Here is a 24,310-nt window from a genome sequence, read left to right as displayed (position 1 = left end):
GTGCGCGCATCGGACACGGTGCGCGCACCGAGCGGCAGAGGGCGGCTGTGGGGGAGAGCGAAGCGGGGTCCGGCCGGCGGCTCGCCGGGCGGTATCGCGTGGTGGGGCAGCTCGGCCGGGGCGGCATGGGCACGGTGTGGCGTGCCGTGGACGAGGTCCTGGGCCGCGAGGTCGCGGTGAAGGAACTGCGGGCGTTCGGCGAGGGAGCGGCGCATGACGCGGGCGAGCTGCGGTTAAGGATGCAGCGGGAGGCGCGGGCCGCGGCCCGTGTCGACCATCCGGGCGTGATCGCCGTGCACGACGTCACGGAGCACGAGGGCCGGCCGCTGATCGTCATGGAGCTGGTCGAAGGACCGTCCCTGGACGACGTCATCCGCGAACGGGGCGTGCTCGACCCCGCGGAGGCCGCCGGTATCGGCGCGAAGGTCGTCGACGCGCTGGCCGCCGCCCACCGGGCCGGCGTCCTGCACCGCGACGTCAAGCCGGCGAACATCCTGCTGGCCCGCAGCGGCCGCGTCGTCCTCACCGACTTCGGCATCGCCGCGATGGACGACCCGGGCGACGACGGCTCGACGCGGCTGACCGCCCCCGGCGAGATGGTCGGCTCCATCGACTACCTGTCGCCGGAGCGCGCCCGCGGCGACCTGCCGGGGCCGCCGTCGGACGTCTGGTCCCTGGGCGCGACGCTGTACGCGGCGGTGGAGGGCATGTCGCCGTTCCGCCGCTCCTCCACGTGGTCGACGATCAGCGCGATCGTCGTGGACCCGCTGCCGGAGCCGCAGCGTGCGGGCCCGCTGACCGGTGCGCTGCGGGAGTTGATGGACAAGGACCCGGACCGCCGCGCGGACGCGCTCCGCGCGGGCCGGCTGCTGGCGGCGGTGGCGGCGGGGGAGCCGCTGCCGGACCCGGCGGAGACGATGCGCCTGGGCGGCCCGATCACCGCGGGCGGCGGCGGCACGGGCGGCTCCGGCGGCGGTGCGGGCGGCTCCGGCGGCGGTGCCGGGGCGGGCGGGTTCGGGCCCGCGCCGGAGTCTCACACCCCGTCGATGCCGCCGGAGGCCCTGAACGCCGCGGCGGCGGGCTTCGCGGCGTCAGCCCCGTACGGCCAGGGCGGCGGGCAGGGGCAGTTCACCCCGTACGGGCAGACCCCTCCCGGCTCGGCGGAGACCTCCCCCGGGCGGCAACGGCCGCGGCGCCGCAGCCCCTTGGTGCTGGCCGGCGCGGCGGTCGCGGTGGCGGCCGTGGCGGCAGCGGCGTTCACGGTGCCGGGGTGGCTGGGCTCCGACGACGGCGACGATACGAACGCCGCGGGCGGGGACCGTAGTTCGAGCGCCCCGGCCGAGGACGGCAAGCAGCGGGGCGACATGAAGCCGGCCGAGGAGAAGGAGGACGGCAAGGAGTCCACCTCCCCGTCCCCGAGCCCCTCCGTGGCCGGTACCTCGCACTCGACCGAAACCCCCGGCAAGACCACCGACCCCACGCCCAAGCCGTCGCGCCCCGACGCGACGTCGGCGAAGCCGACGAGCGGACCGACGACCTCGGCACCGCCCGCGGACCCGTGGAACTCCTGCACGTACTACTCGGGCACCGCCCTCACGCAGAACGGCGACTCCGGCGAACGCGTGGTACAGGTCCAGTGCATCCTCCACGCCCGCGGCTACGACCTCGGCCCGGACGGCGTCGACGGGGTGTTCGGCCCGAAGACGGAGGCGGCGGTGAAGAAGTTCCAGGGCGACGAGGGCTTGTCGGTCGACGGCCAGGTGGGCCCCGACACGTGGGGTGCGCTGCGGGGGTGAGCTCGGGCTAGAACTCGTCGTCCTTCACGGCGGCGAGGAACGCGGTCCAACCTGCGGTGCTGAAGAGGAGCTTGGGCCCTTCGGGGTCCTTGCTGTCACGGACGGGGACGGTGTCCACGACACCGTCCCCGACCTCGATGCATTCGCCGCCTTCGCCGTTGCTGTACGACGACTTGCGCCAGGTGATCATCGTCTCCCGTAGTCCTCCGCCACCGATTCCAGCATCTCCAGGGACGCCATCGGTGACAGAGCAGCGGCCCTGATCAGATCGTAGGACGCCTGGTACTGGGCGACCAAGGCCGGATCGTCGATCAGGTTGCCCCTGTGCGCGCCTTCCTCATAGACCATCGGCGGACCTTCGGCGAACTTCATGATTCGCGCCATGCCGTTCATGAAGCCCTGTGCCGCCTCCGTGAAGGGGAGAACTTGAACCACGATGCGACGAGTACGGATCAGCCGGGCGATGTGGCGAAGCTGCTGCGCCGTGACCTCGGGTCCTCCGAACGCTGTGCGGAGCACTGGCTCGTGGAGAATCGTCCAGAGCTTCGGCAGCTCCGGGTTCTGCAATAGGCGCTGGCGTTCCAGGCGGGCCTGTACGTGCTTCTCGATCACGTCATCGGGCATGAAGGGCGCAGTTGCCAGGCTCAGGGCCCGGGCGTAGTCCCGCGTCTGAAGCAGGCCCGGGACCAGTAGTGGGGCGTGGTCGTACAGGTGCGTCGCGACCGTCTCCAGGTCTGCCGCGTCCGTGAAGTAGTCCGGATACGAACTCCGCCGCGCCAACAGGCAGAGCCGTTGCAGGTGTTCCCCCGTCCCGAAGAGGTCGTCCAGCAGCTTGGAGATCTCCTCCTGCGGCAGTCGCACGCAGCTCTCGAAGTGCGCGATGTACGCCGGTGAGCAGAACACCCGCTCGCTGAGCCGTTCTTGTGAGAATCCGGCATCTTCGCGCAGTCGGCGCAACTCCGCTCCGTAGAACGTGCGTGGAGAGTCGTAGGGATCCGGCCGTCGTGTCTGTCTCATGTGACTGAAGGTAGTGGCTCATGTGCCGTACGAAGTCGATACATGCGCGGTTGTAGGACCGCCGGTACCCTGCCGCCAGCGACGTAAGACCTCAGGGGGACGAACATGGGCGATCTGTGCGTGGACTACGAGCGCCTTCAGGTGATCGAGCGTGATCTCGGCATCGTGAAGCGGGAGTTCGAGAGCTGCGAGGATCATCAGGATCAATTGCGCGGAATATGGGGATCCGGCACGGTCGCGGATGCGATGGAGGATTTCACCACCAACTGGGACCGGCACCGCAAAGAGGTGCTGCAGTCCGTGAAGTCCGTCGGCGAGATGGCGAGCAGCGTCCATCAGTCGTTCTTGAAGACGGACAAGAAGCTCGAGCAGGAATGCAAGGGTGAGTGACGGACATGGCCCGCCCCACCGACTGGCAGCCGCTCGCCGACTCCGATCCCGTACCGGGGAACGTCGAGGACATCCGGGATGAGGCTGCCCGGCTGAAGAAGATCGGCGAGACGATCGAGTCGCAGGTCGGCAAACTGCGCGACATCGGCAAGGACGGCGCCCTGAAGGGCAAGTACGCCGACAAGCTGCGCAGTGCCGCCACCGATCTGGCCGGGAAGATGGAGAAGACCTCCGGGCGGTACAAGGAGGTCGCCGGGCATCTGTCCTCATGGGCGGGTGATCTGGACGAGGCGCAGAAAGCGGCCGAGCGGGCGCTGACGAAGGCGCAGAGTGCCGCCGGGACGATGTCGCAGAACAAGCCGCCGGACCAGGCGTCCTCGCCGGACGCGCCGAAGCCCACCGACGACGAGAAGGAAGCGGAGAAGCGGCGGGAGAAGGCGTACGGCGCGGCCGAGGGGGAGTTGGAAGAGGCGCGCCGGATGCTGGGGCGGGCGACGTCAGCGCGGGACAGCGACGCCGATACCGCGGCCGGGCGGATCAAGAAGTCCATCGACGACGATGTCAAGGACAGTTGGTGGGACAACGTCAAGGACTTCGTCGACAAGTACGCGGACATCATCAAAATCATCATCGACGTCATCAGTTGGATCGCCACCGCGGTGGCGATCATCTCGCTGTTCATCCCGGGCCTGAACGTGGTGGCGTTCCTGCTGATCGCGGGGTTGCTGGTGGTCGGGGGCAGAGCCCTGCTCGCGGCCACGGGCAACGCGAGCTGGATGGACGTGCTGGTCGACTCCATCGGGCTGCTGACCATGGGGCTGGGCCGCGCCGGCATGGCCGCCCTGAAGGGCACCAACGCGCTGGCGAAGACGGCGGCGACCGGGGCCCGTTCGCAGCAGGTGGCGCAGAACCTCGCCAGGTCGTCCTCGCAGCGGCAGGCGCTGGGCCGGGTGCTCAGCAGCCGTACGGCGAGTCCCGCGGCGAAGCGCGCGGCCCGCGCGCAGATCGACGCGCTGAAGGCGCAGGCGCGGCGGCAGGCGACGAGCGTGCCGCAGAACCTGCCCTCTGTGGGGCGCCTGGGCAAGATCCTCAACATGGGCGACAGCGAGGGCCTGTCCATGATGCGCAACATCGGGCGGATCTCGGACCGCTTCCCCGGCCTGGTCAGCGGCGGTACGGCGGCGAAGGCGGGGGCAGCTTACTCGGCCTCTCTGGGCGCTGCCTGGGGCGGTACGATCGTCGACCTCGGCGACAAGGCGTTCGGCAGCAGCGACATGCTGCCCTTCAAGCCGTTCAACGACTCGTACAACGACTGGAAGGGCGACACCTGGAAGGCGCCGATCGGCTCGACGTGGTGAGGCAGCCGGCGCCGTAACGCCCGGAGGCCGGGCACCCGACGTGAAGAGGAGCCATGGTCTTCCTGCCCCGCCGCACCACCCCGTCCGCGCGGGGGCGCGCCGACGGGCCGCTGCTGGTGGCCGCGCGCGCCGCGGTGCTGGTGCCGTTGGCGGCGGGGGCGGTGCTCGTCGCGCTGGCGGCCCTCTTCGACGGCACGGCCGGCGTGCTGGCCTGGGTCGAGCGGGGGCTGCTGGGCGCGGCGGTCGCGGTGCTGGTGTGGTCGGTGGTCACGGCGGCGGTACGGAACGTGGGCGACGGCGAGCTGGAGGTCACCGCCGTCTTCGGGTCGGTGCTGCTGATGATCGCCGCGTACTTCACGGGGCCGGTGGCGCTGGTCGCGGTGCCGGGGGTGGCGCTGGTGACGGGGGTGGTGTCCGCGGTGCGTACGGACCGGGCGGAGCGGCGGCGCAGGCGGGAGCGGCGGGAGCGGGACGCGCGGGTGCGGGCGCACCATGCGGAGAAGAAGCGGCGTAAGAGGGAGAGCGGGGGAGCAGGCGGTGGCTGAGCAGGCGGGACGGATCGACTACGTCAAACGGCCGGGGCGGCCGGAGCGGCCGGAGCCCGCGGACCGGCCGGAGCCCGCGGACCGGCCGGAGCCCGCGGAGCGGGCCGAGGGGCCGGCGCGTACGGAGCGGGCGGAGGGCGCCGGGCGTACGGAACGGCCTGTGCCCCCGGAGGTTGCGGACCGGCCCGGGCGCGCCGCGCGTGCGGACCGTACGGACACGTCCGTAGCGGACCGGGACGAGGGCGCCGCCGTCGGCTACACCCTGGTGCTGCCGCCCAACTGGTCCCGCATACCCCTGCGCCACGGCACGGACGAGGCGATCATGGGGATCGTCGACGATGCCGTCGCCGACCTCCCCGACGACATGCCGCGCGACCGGATACCCGAGGTGCGCATGGAGCTGGTACGGCGGCTGCGCAAGGCCGCCGCCGACGCCCGCAAGAGCGGCGGCCTCGACCTCTACCTCCCCGTACAGCAGATGCACGGGGTGACGATCGCCGCCTCGTTCGTCGTCTCCGAGATCACCCTCGCCACGGGCGCCGACCCGTCGCTGATCCTCGCCCGGCTGCTCGCCGACGCGGAGAAGTCGCAGCCCACGGCCGTCGACGGGTCCGTCGGCTACCGCAACGAGCGGGTCGCGCGCGGCTCCGGCGACGAGGGCGGCGAGTACGCTTCGCGGCGCGTCGACTACGTGCTGGCGGTCCCCGAGGACGACACCCGGTGGGTGACGGTGGGGTTCAGCACGCTCGCGGACGGCGACCCGAAGGGGCAGTTCGCGGACGTGCTGGTGGAGCTGTTCGACGCCGTGATGACCACCTTCCGCTGGACGAGGAGCAGCCGGTGAGCTGGATCGAGGTCGACTACGACGACGCCAAGTGGCTGTGGGTGCCGCAGCAGTGGGAGGGCATGCCGTGGCCCGGGCCCGCGGAGTGGGCGGAGGCGTTCGCCGAGGCGTGGTGGATCCTCGCGGACGTCGAGCCGGGCGACGAGGAGGAGGTGGCGCGGCTGCGGGACGCGCTGCTGGAGTTCGCGACCCGCGCGGGCACGGCCTTCCCCGGCCAGGATCTGTACCTGTATATGCCGGACCCGCGGCAGGCGCCGGTGCCGCTGGCGGTGTGGGGGCTGGCGACGGCGGGGGATCGCAACGACCGGCTGCGGGAGCTGATGCGGTCGATGGACGCGGAGGCGGTGGAGGCGCCGATCGTGGAGCTGTTCCGCCACCCGCACCTGGGCAACGGGCTGCGGGCCATGCGCTACTTCACCGACCCGGCGGACGGCACGCTCGGCTGCTCGCTGAATTACGCGTTCCGCTCCGAGCCGCACGGCGTGGACGTCCTGGTCCGGGCGCTCGGCTCCGACGTGGGGCGGCTCGCGGCGGCGGCGCAGGACATGGACGAGCTGGCGCTGGCGGTACGGGTCAGGCGGGACGAGGACCGCTGACGGGACCCGCTGACGGGACCCGCTGAGGGGACGCGCTGAGGGGACCCGCTGAGGACCCGCTGAGGACCCGCTGAGGACCCGCTGGGGGACCGCTGAGGGACCGCTGACGCGCCGCTGCTCAGGGGGCGCGGCCACGGTCGTACGCGGCCCCGCCCGCGGTGAGGGACAATAGAGGGTCCGTCCCCGTCCCCGTACGCAACGAGGTAGCCCGCCCCATGTCCGAGCTGCAGATCGGCCCGCACACCGTCTCCCCGCCCGTGGTGCTCGCACCCATGGCGGGGATCACGAACGCGCCGTTCCGCACGCTGTGCCGGGAGTTCTCCGGCGGCCGCGGCCTGTTCGTCAGCGAGATGATCACGACGCGGGCGCTGGTGGAGCGGGACGCCAAGACGATGCGGCTCGTCCACTTCGACGGCACGGAGAAGCCGCGGTCGATCCAGCTCTACGGGGTGGACCCGGTGTACACCGGGCGCGCCGCCCGCATGATCGCCGACGAGGACCTCGCCGACCACGTCGACCTCAACTTCGGCTGCCCCGTACCGAAGGTGACCCGCAAGGGCGGCGGCTCGGCGCTCCCGTACAAGCGGAACCTGCTGCGGGCGATCGTCCGCGAGGCGGTGGCCGGCGCGGGGGACCTGCCGGTGACGATGAAGATGCGCAAGGGCATCGACGACGACCACCTGACGTACCTGGACGCGGGCCGGATCGCCGTCGAGGAGGGCGTGACGGCGATCGCCCTGCACGGCCGCACTGCCGCGCAGCACTACGGCGGCACCGCGGACTGGGACGCGATCGCCCGGCTGAAGGAGCACGTGCCGGAGATCCCGGTGCTGGGCAACGGGGACATCTGGTCGGCGGCCGACGCGCTGCGGATGGTGCGCGAGACGGGGTGCGACGGGGTGGTGGTCGGGCGCGGCTGCCTGGGGCGGCCGTGGCTCTTCGGCGACCTGGTGGCGGCGTTCGACGGGTCGTCCGCCGGGTACGCGCGGCCGGCGCTGAAGGAGGTCGCGGGGGTGATGCTGCGGCACGCGGAGTTGCTGGGGCAGTGGCTCGGCGACGAGCGGCGGGGCGTGATCGACTTCCGCAAGCACGTGCCGTGGTACACGAAGGGCTTCGCGGTCGGCAAGGAGCTGCGCCACCGGATGGCGATGGCGGGCACGCTGGCGGAGCTGGACGACCTGCTGGGCACCCTGGACCTGGACCAGCCGTGGCCGGAGGGCGCGGAGGGCCCGCGGGGGCGCACGGCGGGGCGGAACAAGGTGGTGCTGCCGGAGGGCTGGCTGGCGGACCCGTACGAGTGCGCGCAGATCGACGCGGCGGCGGAACTGGACACGTCGGGCGGCTGACGCGGGGGGCGTCCCCGCTCCCGCCCCTTCCCGAACCCGGTGGGCTCCGCCCCGGGCCCCGGCGCCCGGCGGCGTTGTCGTGCGCGAGTCGTACGCGACGAAAGCGGACCACCGCGGACCGGGACATGACGGGGCGGCGCTCCGGCTCCCGGCCCATGCGCGTCTCCCGCGCGACGTGGGCGGCCTGGCGGCCGCCCGGCGCCCGGTCCGGCACCCGCCGGGTGCGATGCGCCCCCGGCGCTCCACGCCCGCGCCCCCCGTCGCTAGCCTCGGAGCGGTGGATACGACCCATCGGCCCGCCGCGCGGGTCATCTGCCTCGACGCCGCCCGGCGCATACTGCTGCTGCGCTGGCGCGATCCCTTCGACGGTGCCCTGATCTGGGAGCCGCCCGGCGGCGGCATCGAGCCGGACGAGACGCCGCTGGCCGCCGCGCGGCGCGAACTCGCCGAGGAGACCGGCCTCGACCCCGCCGCGGTCGAGGACCGCGGCGTGCCCGTCGCGCGCGACTTCCACTGGAAGGGCACGCACTTCGTGGGCACCGAGCACTTCTTCCTCGCCCGCTACGCCGACGACCGGCCCCCGCTGCGCCGCACCGGCCTCCTCCCCGACGAGCAGGTCACCCTCGCCGGCCACGCCTGGATCGCCTGGTCCGACGTCCCCGCCCTCCCGGACCCGCTCGAACCTCCGCACCTGGGGGCCGTCCTCGCCGACCTCGCCCCGGACGGCCCCTGGCACGGCGCCGCGGGCGGCTAGCCCGTTTCCTCCGGATCGCAGGACGAGTCCAGGGGTTGTCCCGGTCAAGTCATACGTATAACGTGAGGCTCGCCAGTCTTCGGCTGGTCTTCCTGACATGCCACCGTACGGAGAGGGGGTCCCGATGAACGCACCCCACGGACCCGTCAGCGGTGCGCGACGCCGGACTGCGCGTCACGGCCCATGCCGGCGAAGCCGCGGGGCCGGACAGCGTGCGCGCCGCCCTCGACGCGCTGCACCCCGACCGCATCGGCCACGGCGTCCGCGCCGCCGAGGACCCGCGGCTCATGGAGCGGCTGGCCGACGCAGGCGTCACCCTCGAAGTGGCCCTCACCAGCAACGTCCAGACCCGGGCCGCCGCCAGCCTGCGCGAGCACCCCGTCAGGCGGCTCATCGGGGCCGGGGTCGCCGTGTCGCTGAACACGGACAACCCGACTCCCAGCGCCACCGGCGTAGCGGCCGAATACCGGCGGGCGGCGACCGAGGTCGGGTTGTCGGCGGCGGAGTTGCGGCGCATCGCCCGCGACTCCGCGGCGGCGGCGTTCACCGAGGCCGGCCGGCAGACGGCCGCAGCCACCGGCGGGTGAACCCCCCCGGGGGCGGCGCGACGGTCCGTCGCCGGAGGGGGGAAGTCCTCAACCGCTGACCGGGCCACGGCCCCGAACCCGGATGGCCCCTGTCCTGACGTGGGTCCCGCTGGTGAACGAGGCCCCGGGTCCGCGACCCGGGGCCTCGCCCTGAAGGGCTGCGGGGCCGACGCCGGGCGGCCCCGTCGATGTCCCGTAAGACCTGGTCAAGCAGGCAGGCAACCCGATCGAGCCCCGGGGTCGCAGATCCTCTTCACCACGGGCCCTAGCGGCGTACGCGGTGGTGGAGGTAGACGACGCCGGAGTCGAAGGTGCGGGTCTCCAGCAGTTCGAGGTCCACCTGGCGCTCGATCCGGGCGAAGAACGGGGTGCCGCCGCCGAGCAGCACCGGGTTCACCCTGATCCGGTACTCGTCGATCAGCCCCAACTCCGCCGCCTCCGCGGCGAGCGTCGCGCCGCCGATGGCGATGTCCCCCTCACCCGGCTCCTCCCGCAGCCGCGCGATCTCCTCGGCCAGCCCCCCGGACGCCAGCCGCGCGTTGCCCTCGACCTCAGTCAGCGTGTGGGAGAACACGACCTTGGGCAGCGGGTTCCACAACGTGGTCCACTTCCGCTCGTCCTCGCCGAGGGAGGGGTCCTGCGCGGCGGTCTCCCAGTACAGCATCGTCTCGTAGAGCCGCCGGCCCATGAGATGGACGCCGACGTCCTGGATCTCCTCGATGGAGAAGCGGAAGACCTCCTGACTGGGCGCCCCCCAGTCGATGCCGCCGTCGGGTCCGGTGACGAAGCCGTCGAGAGACACAGCCATCGAGTACGTCACGCTGCGCATCGCACATCCTCCTCGGTAAGGGATTCGACGGTAAGACCGGAACACCCCCCGGAACTCATCGCGACGCGCGGGAGGGCCGCGGCAGGCTCGAAGCCCCTTGCTGAGATCCCGGTGCCGTGTACGGGGACCGGTCCCCGCCCGGTTCTGACAGCGTGGCCCGGATTCCGGAGCCCGGGCGGGTCATCCCTTCAACCACAGTGAGGCCCTGTGAGACGAATACATCGTGCGCTACTGGTGGGGCTGTTAGCCCTCGGAGTCTCGGCTACGTACCAGCCGGTCGCGTCGGCCGAGGCGGGACCCCGATTGGCGGTGACGGGAGTCGTGGCCGGCACCGACGACGGCAACGTCGCCGCCAACACCCTCGACGACGATCTGAGCACCCGCTGGTCCGCCGAGGGCGAGGGGGTGTGGATCCGCTACGACCTCGGCTCGGCGCAGACGATCGGCTCGGCGTCGATCGCCTGGCACCAGGGCGACACCAGAAAGAGCACCTTCGACGTCGAGGTGTCCGGCGACGGATCGTCGTGGACGACGGTCCTGTCACGGAAGACCAGCAGCGGGACCACGCTCCAGCCGCAGAGCTACGACTTCGCCGACACCTCCGCGCGGTATCTGCGCATCGTCGGCCACGGCAACACCACCAACGACTGGACCAGCATCACCGAGACGGCCCTCTACGGAGCCGACGGCGGCGGCGATTCCTGTGACTACCCGGCCGACGTGCTGGACCTGACGAACTGGTACATCGGGCTGCCGGTCGGCGAGGAAGAGTCGCCGACCAACGTCTACCAGCCGGAACTCGCCACGTACGCGAACGACCCCTGGTTCACCGCCACCCCGGACTGCGACGCCGTCCGGTTCCGCGCCGCCGTCAACGGGGTCACCACCAGCGGCTCCAGCTACCCCCGCTCGGAGCTGCGCGAGATGACGGACTCGGGGGAGACCAAGGCGAGCTGGTCGTCGACCTCCGGCACGCACACGATGGTGATCGACCAGGCCATCACGGACCTTCCCGAGGACAAGCCGCACGTCGTGGCCGGGCAGATCCACGACGCCGACGACGACGTCTCGGTCTTCCGCCTGGAAGGCAGCAAGCTCTACGTCACCTCTCCCGAGGACAGCAATCACAAGCTGGTGACCGATGACTACGAACTGGGCACGCCGTTCGAGGCGAAGTTCGTGGTCAGTGACGGCGAGATCAAGGCGTACTACAACGGCGTCCTGCAGACCACGCTCTCCGAGGACTTCGACGGCGCCTACTTCAAGGCGGGCGCGTACACCCAGGCCAACTGCGAACGCTCCTCGCCGTGCAGCGACGACAACTACGGCCAGGTCGAGATCTACGGGCTGAGCGTCACCCACGACGACGGTCAGGAAACCGAGGACCCGACACAGGCGGCCGAGCGCTACGGCTGGGGTGAACCGCTGCCGGTCTCCGACGAGTTCGACTACACGGGACCGGTCGACCCGCAGAAGTGGGACGTACCGTCGGGCACCGTCGGCGGCACCGCCCAGTGCTGGGAAGGGCACGCCGGGAACGGCCGCCGGTGCGGGAAGAACAGCACCGTCGCCGACGGAATACTCAGCATGCGCGGTGAGGCGAACGGCGACACGGGATGGATCAGGCAGAACCGCGACATGCAGTACGGCCGCTGGGAGATCCGCTCACGCTCGCGGAACACCGGCTCCTCCGGCGGGCTCTACCATCCCCTGCACCTGATCTGGCCCACCGCCGGCGACCGCCTCAAGAACGGCGAGTACGACTGGGTCGAGTACTCGAACCCCGACGCGCAGTGTCTCTCGGCGTTCCTGCACTATCCGGAGAGCCCGTCGGACGAGAAGGAATACCGCGAGCTCTGCCCCGTGGACATGACGGAGTGGCACAATTTCGCGTTCGAGTGGACGCCGGACGAGCTGGTCGGCTATGTCGACGGTGCCGAATGGTTCCGGCTGGCGGACGGCGCGAACTCCGACCGCGGGGACATCCAGAAGATGCCGCTGGGGAACCTCACCATTCAGCTCGACAACTTCACCGGCGACAGCGGTCTGCGCCCGGCGGTGTTCGAGGTCGACTGGGTAAGGACGTATCCCCTCACGCCGCAGGGGGGCTCGCCGGGTGCCCCGGTGACGGTCACGGGAGTCTCGGCGAGCACCGACGACGGCAACGTGCCCGCCAACACCCTCGACGACGATCTGACCACCCGCTGGTCCGCCCAGGGCGACGGGGTGTGGATCCGCTACGACCTCGGCTCATCGCAGACCGTCGGCTCGGCGTCGATCGCCTGGCACCAGGGCAACACGAGGAAGAACACCTTCGACGTCGAGGTGTCCGACGACGGATCGACGTGGAGACCGGTACTGACAGGGGAAACCAGCAGCGGGACCACACTCCAGCCGCAGAACCACGACTTCGCCGGCACCACCGCCCGGTATCTGCGCATCGTCGGCCACGGCAACACCACCAACGACTGGACCAGCATCACCGAGACGACCGTCCACGGGGCCGACGGCGGCGATCCCGGTGATCCCGGTCCCGGCCGTACCGTCGAGGTCGCCGACTCGGACCAGTTGCGGGAAGCGATGGGGGACGCGCGGGCCGGTGACCGTATCGTCCTCGCGGACGGCCAGTACACCATCGGCAAGATGAGCGGGAAGAACGGGACCGCCGACGAGCCCGTCACCGTCGTCGCGGAGAACCGCGGTCAGGCGGTGGTCGCGGACGGGCAGTTGGAGGTGGCCGACTCCTCGTACGTCACCTTCGAAGGTCTGAAGTGGACGAACAGCGACACGCTGAAGATCACCGGCTCGAACAATGTGCGTCTGACCCGCAACCACTTCCGGCCGACGGAGGAATCCTCGCTGAAGTGGGTGATCATCCAGGGTGCGAACAGCCACCACAACCGGATCGATCACAACCTCTTCGAGGAAAAGCACCAACTGGGAAACTTCATCACCATCGACGGCTCCGCGACCCAGCAGTCGCAGCACGATCTCATCGACAACAACCACTTCCGCGACATCGGCCCGCGTGCGGCGAACGAGATGGAAGCCATCCGGGTCGGCTGGAGCAAGATATCCCGGTCGAGCGGATTCACCGTCATCGAGTCGAATCTCTTCGAGGACTGCGACGGTGATCCGGAGATCGTCTCCGTGAAGAGCAACGACAACGTCGTCCGCCACAACACGTTCCGCACCTCGCAGGGCGTGCTGTCCCAGCGGCACGGGAACCGCGGCTCCTTCCACGGCAACTTCTTCCTCGGGGAGGGGAAGGCGGGAACCGGGGGAATCCGGCTCTACGGCCAGGACCACAAGATCTACAACAACTACTTCGAGGGCCTGACCGGCACCGGCCACGACGCCGCGCTCCAGATCGACGGCGGCGACGTCGACACCTCGGGCGCGCTGAACGCGCACTGGCGCGTCTACCGGGCGAGCGTCGTGAACAACACCTTCGTGAACAACGTGTCGAACATCGAGGTCGGCGCCAACTACCGGCTCGCGCCGGTCGACTCGGTCGTCGCCGACAACGTGGTCACGGGAGGCAGCGGCAAGCTGTTCAACGAACTCAAGGCGCCGGTGGACATGACCTACGCCGGCAACATCGCGTGGCCGACCGGATCGGCGACCATCGGCGTCACCGTGCCCTCCGGCGCCGTCAGGGCGGTCGATCCGCTGCTGGCCCCCGACGGGCCGGTGCACCGGATCGGCGCCGGAAGCCCGGCGATCGACGCCGGCACCGGCGGCCACGCGTTCGTGACCGACGACATGGACGGTCAGGCCCGCACCGGCGCCGTCGACGCCGGAGCCGACGAGCGGTCGTCGTCCGCCGTCACGCGGGCCCCCCTCACCGCGGCCGACGTCGGCCCGAGCGCCGCGTAGGACGCGCACCACGACCGGTGGCGGCCGAGTCGCCACCGGTCGTTCCCGCGTCCCGGACGATCCGCTCCGGCACGGCCGCCGCTCCCCTCCCGACTCCAAGGAGACGCACGTGAACGACGACCTGAACGCCCCGATGCCTCCCCCGGGCCCACGCCCGTCCCCCCGGGCGCGTACCGCACCAGGGAAAGGCGCACGGGGGAGACGCCTGCCGACCGCCGCGCTGTGCGCGTGCACCCTGCTCGGCCCGCTCACGCTGCTCGCCCCGGCGGCATCGGCGGCATCGGCGTCCCCGGGGTCCCCGGCGGCCCCGGCGGCGACGCTGCCCGTCACCGCGGCGACGGCCAGTGCCCACGACGGCAACGGGCCGGCCAACGCGATCGACGGCGACCTCTCCACCCGGTGGTCCGGTGCCGGTGACGGGGTCTGGATCCGTTTCGACCTCGGCTCGGTCACCACGGTCGACTCGGTAGCGCTGGCCTGGTACGTCGGGGACAGCCGGAGGACGACCTTCGACGTCCAGCTCTCCGAGGACGGCTCGGCATGGTCGACCGTGCTGTCCCGGGAGACCAGCAGCGGCACCACACGCAGCCTGGAGACGTACGACTTCGCCGACGGGTCCGCCCGCTACGTACGGATCGTCGGGCACGGCAACGACTCCTCCGACTCGGCCAAGTGGACGAGCATCACGGAGGCGGCCGTGTCCGGGGAGCCCGGCGGTGATCCGCAGCCCCCCGGCCAGTCCCTCGGCGTCGGCGGGGTGGCGACTCCGCCCGGGGCGATCCTCGTTCCGGGCCGGGATTCCAGGCTGGAGATCGACTCCGGCGGCACCTCGGCCGCGCCCAAGGTCTACGACTGCCAGGGCAACACCATCCGCGGCGGCATCCTGATCGAGGCCGACCACGTGGTCGTCCAGAACTGCCGGGTGGACGCCGAGCAGCAGTACGGCATCTACTCGGACGACAGCACCAACGTGACCATCCAGAACAACGACATCAAGGGCGTCGAGGGCCCCGGCGACCTGAACGCCATCACCTTCTTCGGCAACCGGCACAAGATCCTCTACAACACCGCCGTCGACTTCGTGACCGGCGACCCGGGTGACAGCCACACCGACTTCATCCAGACCTGGGTGTCGAGCTCGCACCCCATCGCGAGCGACGACGTGCAGATACGCGGCAACAAGGCCGTCGGCCCGGCCAACCCGGACCGCGAGAACGGCGTGCCGAGCATCCACCAGTGGCTGATGGCCGAGGACTACGGCCGCGGCGGGAACTCCGGCGGCAACACCGACGGCATGAGGAACTGGATCGTCGCGGACAACGAGATGGGCGACAGTTGGAACCAGGCCGTCAAGCTGGACGGCCCGGACGACGTGTCGATCACCCGCAACGAGTTCGCGGGCTCCTCGACCCGGGTCATGGAGGTCACCTCGGCCTCGACCGGCGTGAAGTTCTACGGCGACAACCACGTCGGCCCGGACTACGGTTCCGTCGGCATGACGATCACCCCGGGCGAAGGACCCGCCTGACGATCACGGCCCTCACGACGGCGAACCCCCCGTCGGGTTCTCCGCCGTCGTGAGGGCGCTGAGCAGGGCCAGGGGAGTGGCCGCCGCCCAGGACTGCGGGGAGCAGGCGTGCGGGAACGGGACCGGGGTGGGCTGGGTGGCGCGGGGGTAGCCGGCGGTGGCCTCCGGAAGGCGGCCCGCGGTGCGGGCCGCCAGGTCGGTGAGCGCCCTCGCCACGGTGCGGGCCTCCTCGTGGAGGCCGTAGCGGGCCAGGCCCAGGGCCAGGATCGCGTTGTCGTGCGGCCAGACGCTGCCGCGGTGGTACGCCATCGGGTGGTACGCCCCCTGCCCCGCGGCCACGGTCCGTACCCCCCAGCCCGAGAAGAAGTCCGGCTCCAGCAGCCGCCGCCCCACCCGCCCCGCCCGGTCGGTATCCAGCAGCCCGGACCACAGCAGGTGCCCCGCGTCGGAGGCCAGGGCGTCGGCGGGGCGGCCCGCGCCGTCGAGGGCCAGGGCGGGGAAGTCCTGCGCGGAGAGCCAGAAGTCGGTGAGGAAGCGGGCGCGGAGGTCTGCCGCGGCGGCGGTGAGGCGGTCGGCGAGCCGCTGGTCGGCCCAGGCGGTGGTGGCGAGGCGGGCGGTGTGGACGAGGGCGGCGTAGGCGTAGCCCTGGGGGGCGGCGGGCGCGAGGGCGCCGGTGATACGGGTGCCGTCGGCGGTGCACAGGGCGCCAGGGGAGTCGCGCCAGCTCTGGTTCGCCGGGGCGGTGCCCGGGCCGGCGTCGTCGGTACGGTGGCGCAGGTAGCCGGAGTCGCCGAGGCCGCCGTCGCGGAACATCCACTCCACCGCTGCGCGGGCCTGCGGCTCCAGGCGGCGGGCCGGCTTGTCGTCGCCGGTGTGCTCGGTGAGCGCGCCGAGGAGGACGAGGAACAGCGGGGTGGTGTCGACGGCCCCGTAGTAGCGCCCGTACGGCACCTGCCCGAAGTGGGCCAGCTCGCCGTGGCGCACCTCGTGCACGATCTTCCCCGGCTCGCCGTCCGCCTCCCCGGCCTGGGTCGCGGCGAGCGCGAGCAGCGTGGCGCGGGCGAGCGCGGGGCGGTGGCGGAGCGCGAACAGCGACGTCACGAGCGCGTGCCTGCCGACGAGCGCCAGGTACCACGGCACTCCGGCCGCCGGCACCCGCACCTCCTCGCCGCCGGGTCCCGCGGCGGGGATGAGAAGCCCGTCGAGGTCGGCGAGGCCCTGCTCGGCGGCCCGGGCGAGGCCGGGCCAGGGGGCGGCTTCCGCGGGGGGCGGGGCCGCGCCGACTGCCGTCTCCGCGGCCCTGGTTCGCTCGGTTCCCGCGGTTTCCTCGGTGCCCGCAGCGCCCTCGGTGCCCGCGGCGCCGGCACCGGCGCCCGCCGCCGGTCCCGGGCCCGCTCCGGGCCAGGCTGCGGCACGGAGTGTCAGCTCCATGGTCTCGTGCGGCTCCAGTTTCAGGTGCCACACCAGGCGTCGTGCGCCACTCCCGGTCTCCTCCACCGCATCCGGCGGCGGCTCCGCCGTGACCGTGGTCCCGGCCTGCCAGCCGCCGCGGCGGTAGCGGAACTCCACGCCCGCCGGCAGCACCTCCCGGGTCCGTACCGCGTGCGGCTTGCCGTAGACGCGGTGGTCGGCTCGTAACTCGAACTGGTCGGCGAAGTCCGCGTCCACCGTCAGCGCGAGCCACAGCTTCTCCGGCTCCGCGCGGTTGCAGGTGACGCGCAGGACGTCGACCAGCGCGCCGCCCTCGACGCGCTGCTCGCGGAAGACCGTGTGCGGGGGCGGCTCGTCGCGGCCCGTGGGCGGGACGAGGACCGCCGCGTCCTGCTCCGCGACCAGCAGCGTCGGGACCGCGCCGTCCACCGTCAACTGCCAGCGGCTCAGATGCCGGGTGTCCCCGAGGAAGAAGCCGTCCGGCTGCGTGCCGCGGGCGCCGGTGACGTCCCCGGCGCGGGTCACCGCGGCGAACGCCCCGCCGTGGAAGAGAAGACGGTGTTCCGGGCCGCTCATGCGAGCGCCTCCCTCGGCGAGGTGTCATCGCGTCATCGCGCTGTTAAGTCTGGTTGGCACGCAAAACTAGCGCGCGGCTGTCGGGTCGACAAGCAGAACCGGGGGCGCACGTACGCACGTTGCGGGAGCATGGCCCGCCCGCCTCCGGCTCCGGCCGGGCCGGCCCGCGTTTCGCGCACCCCGCTGTCCACATCGTGAGATTCCACGCGCTCGATCGCGTGATTCTCCCCACGCTTGATACATCTTGCGCTCAAACGAGCGCTCAAATGTGGGCGTCATCTCTCGTATGCGCGGCACTGAGTGCCACCCGCATTCCTTCACCCCTCGAATCCACCAACGCGTTCCGTAACGCGGATGACCCGCCCCGGCTTGCCGATGCGCGCCCGTCCGGGATCGTCGTTAAGAGAAGTGAAGAAGGGGCGCTGCTCCCGGTCGCCAACAGGATCCCAGGTGTGAGGGCCGAACCCCCTCGTGATCGTCTACGCCTCATCCCCGGGAGCCTTCGATCTGGGTATGTTCCTCGCCGTCAGGGCAGCTCCCCGCCAGGGGTCCCACACGAGGAGTCGATCCCGTGCCGGAAACGAAGCCGGATAAGAAGAAGGCAGCGAAGAAGTCCCCGGGGAAACGGGCCGTCTCCGCCGCCTCCGCCAAGGCCGCCGCGGTCAAGTTCGTCTACGACTTCCACGAGGGCAACAAGGACCTCAAGGACCTCCTCGGCGGCAAGGGCGCCAACCTCGCCGAGATGACGAACCTCGGCCTGCCCGTCCCGCCGGGCTTCACCATCACCACCGACGCCTGCAAGGTCTACCTCGCCAGCGGCGCCGAGCCCCCCGCCCTGCGCGACGAGGTCAGCGCCCACCTCGACGCCCTCGAACGGCGCATGGGCAAGAAGCTCGGCCAGGCCGACGACCCGCTGCTGGTCTCCGTACGCTCCGGCGCCAAGTTCTCCATGCCCGGAATGATGGACACCGTCCTCAACATCGGCCTCTCCGACGCCTGCCTGCCGGGACTCGCCGCCCAGGCCGGCGACGAGCGGTTCGCCTGGGACTCGTACCGCCGCCTCATCCAGATGTTCGGCAACACCGTGCAGGGCATCGACGGCGAGCTGTTCGAGACCGCCATCGAGGACGCCAGGCGCGCCAAGGGCGTCGCCACCGACGTGGAGCTGGACGCCGCCGACCTCGAAGCCCTCGTCGGCACCTTCAAGGACATCGTCGCCCGGGAGACCGGCCGGCCCTTCCCGCAGGACCCGCGCGAGCAGATGGACCTCGCCGTACGGGCCGTCTTCGAGAGCTGGAACGGCGAGCGCGCCAAGCTCTACCGCCGCCAGGAGCGCATCGCGGGCGACCTCGGCACCGCCGTCAACATCTGCTCCATGGTCTTCGGCAACCTCGGCCCCGACTCCGGCACCGGCGTCGCCTTCACCCGCGACCCCGCCAGCGGCCAGCAGGGCGTCTACGGCGACTACCTGCAGAACGCGCAGGGCGAGGACGTCGTGGCCGGCATCCGCAACACCGTGCCGCTCGCCAAGCTCCAGGACCTCGACGAGAAGTCCTACGACGAGCTGATGCGGATCATGGAGACGCTGGAGACGCACTACCGCGACCTGTGCGACATCGAGTTCACCATCGAGCGCGGCAAGCTGTGGATGCTCCAGACGCGGGTCGGCAAGCGCACCGCGGCGGCGGCGTTCCGCATCGCCGTGCAGCTCGTGGACCAGGGGCTGATCACCGAGGCCGAGGCGCTGCAGCGTGTCAACGGGGCGCAGTTGGCGCAGCTCATGTTCCCGAGGTTCGACAACGGCCACAAGGGCGACCTGCTCGCCCGCGGCATCGCCGCCTCGCCGGGCGCCGCCGTCGGCAAGGCGGTCTTCGACTCGTACACGGCCGTGAAGTGGTCGCGCTCCGGCGAGAAGGTCATCCTCATCCGCCGCGAGACCAACCCCGACGACCTCGACGGCATGATCGCCGCCGAGGGCATCCTCACCTCCCGCGGCGGCAAGACCTCGCACGCGGCCGTCGTCGCCCGCGGCATGGGCAAGACGTGCGTGTGCGGCGCGGAGGAGCTGGAGGTCGACACCAAGCGGCGGCAACTGACCGCGCCCGGCGGCGAGGTCATCGACGAGGGCGACGTCGTGTCCATCGACGGCTCCAGCGGCAAGGTCTACCGCGGCCGGGTGCCGGTCGTGCCGTCGCCGGTCGTGGAGTACTTCGAGGGCCGCATGCACGCGGGCGCCGAGGACGCCGACGAACTCGTCGTCGCCGTGCACCGCCTCATGTCGTACGCCGACCGCATCCGCCGGCTGCGCGTCCGGGCCAACGCCGACAACTTCGACGACGCCGCCCGTGCCCGCCGCTTCGGCGCACAGGGCATCGGGCTGTGCCGCACCGAGCACATGTTCCTCGGCGAGCGGCGCGAGCTGGTCGAGCGGCTGATCCTCGCCGACACCGAGGAGGAGCGCGACGCGGCGCTGAAGGAGCTGCTGCCGCACCAGCAGCGGGACTTCGTGCAGCTCTTCGAGGTGATGGACGGGCTGCCGGTGACGGTGCGGCTGCTCGACCCGCCGCTGCACGAGTTCCTGCCGGACATCACGGAGCTGTCGGTACGGGTCGCGCTCGCCGAGTCGCGCAAGGACCACAACGAGAACGACCTGCGCCTCCTCCAGGCCGTCCACCGGCTGCACGAGCAGAACCCGATGCTGGGCCTGCGCGGCGTGCGTCTCGGGCTGGTGATCCCGGGGCTGTTCACGATGCAGGTGCGGGCCATCGCGGAGGCGGCGGCGCAGCGCCTGGAGGCGAAGGGCGACCCGCGGGCGGAGATCATGATCCCGCTGGTGGGCACGGTGCAGGAGCTGGAGCTGGTACGCGACGAGGCCGAAACCGTCATCGCCGAGGTGGAGGCCGCCCGGGGCATGGAGCTGAAGCTGTCGCTGGGCACGATGATCGAGCTGCCGCGGGCCGCGCTGACGGCGGGCCAGATCGCGGAGTCGGCGGACTTCTTCTCCTTCGGCACCAACGACCTGACGCAGACCGTGTGGGGCTTCTCGCGGGACGACGTGGAGGCGAGCTTCTTCACCGCGTACCTGGAGAAGGGCATCTTCGGCGTCTCCCCGTTCGAGACGATCGACAAGGACGGCGTGGGCGCGCTGGTCCGCGACGCGGCGAAGGCGGGGCGGGCGACGCGCCCCGACCTGAAGCTGGGCGTGTGCGGCGAGCACGGCGGCGACCCGGAGTCGGTGCACTTCTTCCACGACGTGGGTCTCGACTACGTCTCGTGCAGCCCCTTCCGTATCCCGGTGGCCCGGCTGGAGGCGGCGCGGGCGGCGGCGCACGCGGCGGCGACCGGGACGCAGAACCGGGCCGCGCAGAACCGGGCCGCGCAGAACGGGACTTCCCCGAACGGCGGGACGCCGGCCGGCACGAAGCCCGGCGGGAAGCCGCAACCGGCCGCCTGAACCCCCGGCCACCGTCGGCGTTGCCCTGACCCTCACCCGACGGCAGACCGGTCCCCAGAGGGGCGGCGCCCGTGCGGGGGCGCCGCCCCTCGATCCTGGTTCAGGCGAGCCATTCCCGGTAGTGGGTGGGGGCGATGCGGGCTTCGGGTGGGGGGAGGAGGGCTTCGCCGGGGGCTGCGGCGAACATGCCGGCGGTGTCGTCGGTGACGACCGCGCGGCCGTCGGGGCGGGCGGTCAGGGTGATCCGGCCGAGTTCGTCCAGGGGGAAGACGTCCGGGCCCGCGATGTCGCGGATGCCGTTCAGCGGCGTGCCCGCGGCGACCTCGGCGACCGCGTCGGAGACGTCCTGGGCGGCGATCGGCTGGACCGGGGTGGAGGGGAGGCGGACGGTGTCGCCCTCGGTGGTCATGGCCAGGGTCGGCGCCATGAACTCCATGAACTGGGTGGCCCGGACGATGGAGTACGGGATCGGGCCGGCCCTGAGGATGTCCTCCTGCAAGGACTTGGCCCGGTAGTAGTCCAGGCCGGGCACCAGGTCGACGCCGACGATCGACAGGATCACGGCGTGCCCCACCCCGGCGTCCCGGCACGCGGCCAGGATGTTGTCCATCGACGTCCGGAAGAACGCCGGGGAGGCGTCGTCGAACGTCGGGGAGTTCGTCAGGTTGACGACGACGTCGGCACCGGCCACCGCCTCCGCCAGGCCCTCGCCGGTGATCACGTCCACCCCCGTGGACGGCGAGAGCGGCACGGCCTCGTGGCCGGCCGCGGTCAGCTTCTTCACGACCTGCGACCCGATCAGGCCGGTTCCGCCGATGACTGCGATCTTCATGGGTCACCTTCCGTCGAGCAGGCGGCAGTCGGGCCGCCGCGCGCCGCTCCCGGCGGTCGCGCTGCCGGCCGTGCCGCCTGCGGTACGCACACCCCTCGGCCACCGTAAAGGCGCCGGATGCCGCGCGCCCGCCGAGAACGCGTCACTTCGTACGGCAGGGGAGACCGCCCGCTCACCGCGCGGACCGCCGTCCGACGGGGGTTCGTTACGCTGTCCGTCGCTCAACCGGGCCGCGGGTGGCGGTTCGGGCCAGGCGAGGCGGTCGGCAGACCGCCGGGGGGTGAGGGGGATCATGTCCCGACCGGACGAATCGGCCGTGCCGCACGGCCGTACGGGGGACGCGGGGTGGTCCACGGTCGCGCCGCCGCACCTGCCGCTGGGGGCCGCCGACCCGACGGTGGCCGGCCCCTACCGGCTGGAGGCGGTGCTCGGCGCGGGCGGCATGGGCCGGGTCTATCTGGGGCGTACGCCGGCGGGCAGCGCGGTGGCGGTCAAGCTCGTGCACCGCGAGTACGCGGGCGACGCGGCGTTCCGGAAACGCTTCGCGCAGGAGGTCGCCGCCGCCCGGCGGGTGCAGGGCCTCTACACCGTGCCCGTCGTCGACGCCGACCTCCGGGCCGACGAGCCCTGGCTCGCCACCGCCTACGTGCCCGGGCCCTCCCTCCAGCACGCGGTCGCCGAGAGCGGGCCGCTGCCCGCCGACGCGGCGCTCGCGCTCATCGCCAGGGTCGCCGAGGCGCTGCAGTCCATCCACGCCGCCGACGTCATCCACCGCGACCTCAAGCCCTCCAACATCCTGCTGACCGCCGACGGGCCCAAGGTCATCGACTTCGGCATCGCGCGGGCCGCGGACCTCACCGCCGTGACCGCCACCGGCGTACGCACCGGCACGCCCGCCTACATGGCGCCGGAGTACATCCGGGGCCAGACCGTCACCGAGGCCGGCGACATCTTCGCCCTCGGCGGCGTCGCCCACTTCGCCGCGGCCGGCGGGCACGCCTTCGGCGGCGGCACCGACCACGGCGTGGTCTACCGGATCCTGGAGCAGGAGCCCGACCTCGACGGCAGCCCCGAGCCGGTACGGGCCGTCGCCGCGGCCTGTCTGGCGAAGGACCCGGAGCGCCGGCCGACGCCCGCCGAGGTCATCGAGATGTGCCGCCGGGCCGCGGGGGACGGGGACAGGGACGGGGACGGGGGTGGCGGCGGAGGCGGGGCCGGGTATCCGGCGACCGCCGTCGACGTGCCGCCGCCCCGCACGGTGGCGGACCCCGCGGCGGCCGCCGCCCCCGACGCGGGCACCCCCGACGCGGCCGCCCGCGACGCGGCCGCCCGCGACGCGGCCGCCCCCGACCCGTACGCCCTGACCCGGACCGCCGCCCCGCCCGCGCCGCCCTCTCCCCCCGGGCCCGGCCCCGAGACCGCGACCGGCAGCACCCTCGGGCCCGTGGTCCTGCTGCTCGGCGGGGTCGCCGCCGTCGTGCTCGTCATCGTCCTGGTGGCCGTCCTCCTGCCCTCGTCCGGCTCCGACCGGCAGCAGCAGCCGAGTTCGCCCTACCACTCGTACGAGCCCACCGGCAGCCTCGCCTTCCCCGCCCGCGCCCCCGGCCCCGCCGGCATCGACTTCAGCCCCGACGGCAAGACGCTGGTCACCGGCGGCGAGGACGGCGAGATCCGGTTCTGGGACGTCGCCGACCGCAAGCAGAAGGACACCGTCACCCAGAAGAACACCGTCAGCAACTACGTGCCCGGGGTGCTCAACGTCGCGTTCAGCCCCGACGGCAAGCTGCTCGCCACCGGCACGGGCAACGGCGGTACCGGCCTGTACGACGTGGCGGGGCGGCGGTGGCTCAACTTCCTGCACAGGGGCGGCGAGAGCGTGGAGTTCTCCCCGGACGGCAAGCTGCTCGCGATCGGCAGCAGGACGGGCTCGGTGTTCCTCTTCGATCCCGCCGAGCGCGGCGACGACGTCGCCGCGTACTTCGACCACGAGCACGACGTCACGGCCATCGCCTTCAGCCCGGACGGCAAGACGCTGGCCTCCGCGGGCGACGACTCCGAGAGCACTTCCGGCCGCAGCGACACGACCCAGCTCTGGGACGTCGCCGGCCGCGACCCGGAGCCGTACGGCCAGGGCGACCCCGCCAGGGTCCTCAAGCAGGCGCGGGAGGCGACGGCCGTCGCGTTCGCACCGGACGGCAAGACCCTCGCGGTCGGTTACCCCGACGGCGAGGTGTGGCTGTGGGACGTGACCACCGGCCGGAAGAAGGCCACCCTGCGCGACGACTACCTCACCGTCGTCGCCGACCTGGAGTTCAGCCCCGACGGGAAGACGCTCGCCACCACCTCGGAAAGCGGCGGCGGCGTGCTGCTGTGGAACGTGGCCCGCGGCAAGCCGACCGCGCGGCTGGTATCCGGCGACGAGGACGGGATGGGCAAGGGCCTGGTCGAGGAGGTGACGTTCAGCCCGGACGGGAAGCTGATCGCGAGCGCCGACCGCAAGGACCGCGCGGTCTGGCTGTGGCGGAACCCCCTGTGACGGGGGCGGGCG

Annotated in this window: 18 protein-coding genes; 13 read left to right on the top strand and 5 right to left on the bottom strand. The window is 72.1% G+C overall.

The window, feature by feature from the left end:
* The first annotated feature begins 125 nt into the window (after positions 1 to 125).
* The gene (locus tag ACFYVJ_RS24750; RefSeq protein ID WP_388895437.1) at positions 126 to 1,796 is read left to right on the top strand and encodes a protein kinase; all 1,671 of its coding nucleotides are present in this window, start codon (positions 126 to 128) and stop codon (positions 1,794 to 1,796) included.
* Between the two features lie 7 nt (positions 1,797 to 1,803).
* Here ACFYVJ_RS24750 and ACFYVJ_RS24745 read toward each other — a convergent pair whose 3' ends face one another.
* Positions 1,804 to 1,986, bottom strand: coding sequence for a DUF397 domain-containing protein (locus ACFYVJ_RS24745; protein ID WP_388895324.1), 183 nt, complete (start codon positions 1,984 to 1,986; stop codon positions 1,804 to 1,806).
* Positions 1,983 to 2,813: a Scr1 family TA system antitoxin-like transcriptional regulator gene (locus tag ACFYVJ_RS24740; protein ID WP_388895321.1), complete on the bottom strand. Its 831-nt coding sequence runs from the start codon at positions 2,811 to 2,813 to the stop codon at positions 1,983 to 1,985. Before ACFYVJ_RS24740 ends, ACFYVJ_RS24745 begins: the two co-directional genes overlap by 4 nt.
* Positions 2,814 to 2,933: 120 nt before the next feature.
* Between ACFYVJ_RS24740 and ACFYVJ_RS24735 the strand changes: the two genes are divergently transcribed.
* The 8 genes from ACFYVJ_RS24735 to ACFYVJ_RS24700 all read left to right on the top strand — a co-directional run bounded on the left by ACFYVJ_RS24735 (position 2,934) and on the right by ACFYVJ_RS24700 (position 9,233).
* Entirely contained in the window at positions 2,934 to 3,203 is a 270-nt protein-coding gene (locus ACFYVJ_RS24735) for a hypothetical protein (RefSeq protein WP_388895318.1), read from the top strand.
* A gap of 5 nt (positions 3,204 to 3,208) precedes the next feature.
* Positions 3,209 to 4,561 carry a putative T7SS-secreted protein gene (locus ACFYVJ_RS24730; RefSeq protein ID WP_388895315.1) on the top strand — a complete coding sequence of 451 codons (1,353 nt, stop codon included), beginning with the start codon at positions 3,209 to 3,211 and terminating at the stop codon, positions 4,559 to 4,561.
* A gap of 53 nt (positions 4,562 to 4,614) precedes the next feature.
* Positions 4,615 to 5,106, top strand: coding sequence for a hypothetical protein (locus tag ACFYVJ_RS24725; protein ID WP_388895313.1), 492 nt, complete (start codon positions 4,615 to 4,617; stop codon positions 5,104 to 5,106).
* Positions 5,099 to 5,950: a hypothetical protein gene (locus tag ACFYVJ_RS24720; RefSeq protein ID WP_388895310.1), complete on the top strand. Its 852-nt coding sequence runs from the start codon at positions 5,099 to 5,101 to the stop codon at positions 5,948 to 5,950. The genes ACFYVJ_RS24725 and ACFYVJ_RS24720 overlap by 8 nt, the downstream gene beginning before the upstream one ends.
* Positions 5,947 to 6,546 carry a hypothetical protein gene (locus ACFYVJ_RS24715; protein WP_388895307.1) on the top strand — a complete coding sequence of 200 codons (600 nt, stop codon included), beginning with the start codon at positions 5,947 to 5,949 and terminating at the stop codon, positions 6,544 to 6,546. The genes ACFYVJ_RS24720 and ACFYVJ_RS24715 overlap by 4 nt, the downstream gene beginning before the upstream one ends.
* A gap of 215 nt (positions 6,547 to 6,761) precedes the next feature.
* Positions 6,762 to 7,892: a tRNA dihydrouridine synthase DusB gene (dusB, locus tag ACFYVJ_RS24710; protein ID WP_388895304.1), complete on the top strand. Its 1,131-nt coding sequence runs from the start codon at positions 6,762 to 6,764 to the stop codon at positions 7,890 to 7,892.
* Between the two features lie 277 nt (positions 7,893 to 8,169).
* A complete protein-coding gene (locus tag ACFYVJ_RS24705; RefSeq protein ID WP_388895301.1) occupies positions 8,170 to 8,646 on the top strand; it encodes an NUDIX hydrolase in 477 nt (158 codons plus the stop codon).
* A 152-nt stretch (positions 8,647 to 8,798) separates the two neighbouring features.
* Positions 8,799 to 9,233: an adenosine deaminase gene (locus tag ACFYVJ_RS24700; protein WP_388895298.1), complete on the top strand. Its 435-nt coding sequence runs from the start codon at positions 8,799 to 8,801 to the stop codon at positions 9,231 to 9,233.
* Between the two features lie 265 nt (positions 9,234 to 9,498).
* Here the strand turns inward: ACFYVJ_RS24700 and ACFYVJ_RS24695 are convergent, their stop codons facing one another.
* A complete protein-coding gene (locus ACFYVJ_RS24695) occupies positions 9,499 to 10,062 on the bottom strand; it encodes a dihydrofolate reductase family protein (protein WP_388895295.1) in 564 nt (187 codons plus the stop codon).
* Positions 10,063 to 10,383: 321 nt separating this feature from the next.
* Between ACFYVJ_RS24695 and ACFYVJ_RS24690 the strand changes: the two genes are divergently transcribed.
* Positions 10,384 to 13,941, top strand: a complete 3,558-nt coding sequence (locus ACFYVJ_RS24690; protein WP_388895292.1) for a chondroitinase-B domain-containing protein — start codon at positions 10,384 to 10,386, stop codon at positions 13,939 to 13,941.
* A 109-nt stretch (positions 13,942 to 14,050) separates the two neighbouring features.
* Positions 14,051 to 15,469, top strand: a complete 1,419-nt coding sequence (locus ACFYVJ_RS24685) for a discoidin domain-containing protein (protein WP_388895289.1) — start codon at positions 14,051 to 14,053, stop codon at positions 15,467 to 15,469.
* A 12-nt stretch (positions 15,470 to 15,481) separates the two neighbouring features.
* On the opposite strand, the gene ACFYVJ_RS24680 is transcribed toward ACFYVJ_RS24685, so the two are convergent.
* Entirely contained in the window at positions 15,482 to 17,476 is a 1,995-nt protein-coding gene (locus ACFYVJ_RS24680) for a glycogen debranching N-terminal domain-containing protein (RefSeq protein WP_388895286.1), read from the bottom strand.
* Between the two features lie 571 nt (positions 17,477 to 18,047).
* Here ACFYVJ_RS24680 and ppdK point away from each other — a divergent pair.
* Positions 18,048 to 20,930 carry a pyruvate, phosphate dikinase gene (ppdK, locus tag ACFYVJ_RS24675; RefSeq protein ID WP_388895284.1) on the top strand — a complete coding sequence of 961 codons (2,883 nt, stop codon included), beginning with the start codon at positions 18,048 to 18,050 and terminating at the stop codon, positions 20,928 to 20,930.
* A gap of 100 nt (positions 20,931 to 21,030) precedes the next feature.
* Here ppdK and ACFYVJ_RS24670 read toward each other — a convergent pair whose 3' ends face one another.
* On the bottom strand, positions 21,031 to 21,762 hold the full coding sequence (locus ACFYVJ_RS24670) for an SDR family oxidoreductase (protein ID WP_388895282.1): 732 nt from the start codon (positions 21,760 to 21,762) through the stop codon (positions 21,031 to 21,033).
* A 292-nt stretch (positions 21,763 to 22,054) separates the two neighbouring features.
* On the opposite strand from ACFYVJ_RS24670, the gene ACFYVJ_RS24665 reads away from it, so the two are divergent.
* Complete coding sequence (locus ACFYVJ_RS24665; protein WP_388895279.1) at positions 22,055 to 24,298, top strand: WD40 repeat domain-containing serine/threonine protein kinase; 2,244 nt, start codon at positions 22,055 to 22,057, stop codon at positions 24,296 to 24,298.
* Positions 24,299 to 24,310 lie beyond the last annotated feature (12 nt).

The sequence above is a fragment of the Streptomyces sp. NPDC004134 genome (assembly GCF_042874195.1).
Taxonomy (GTDB): domain Bacteria; phylum Actinomycetota; class Actinomycetes; order Streptomycetales; family Streptomycetaceae; genus Streptomyces.
This window is presented reverse-complemented; position numbering and strand designations above follow the sequence as displayed.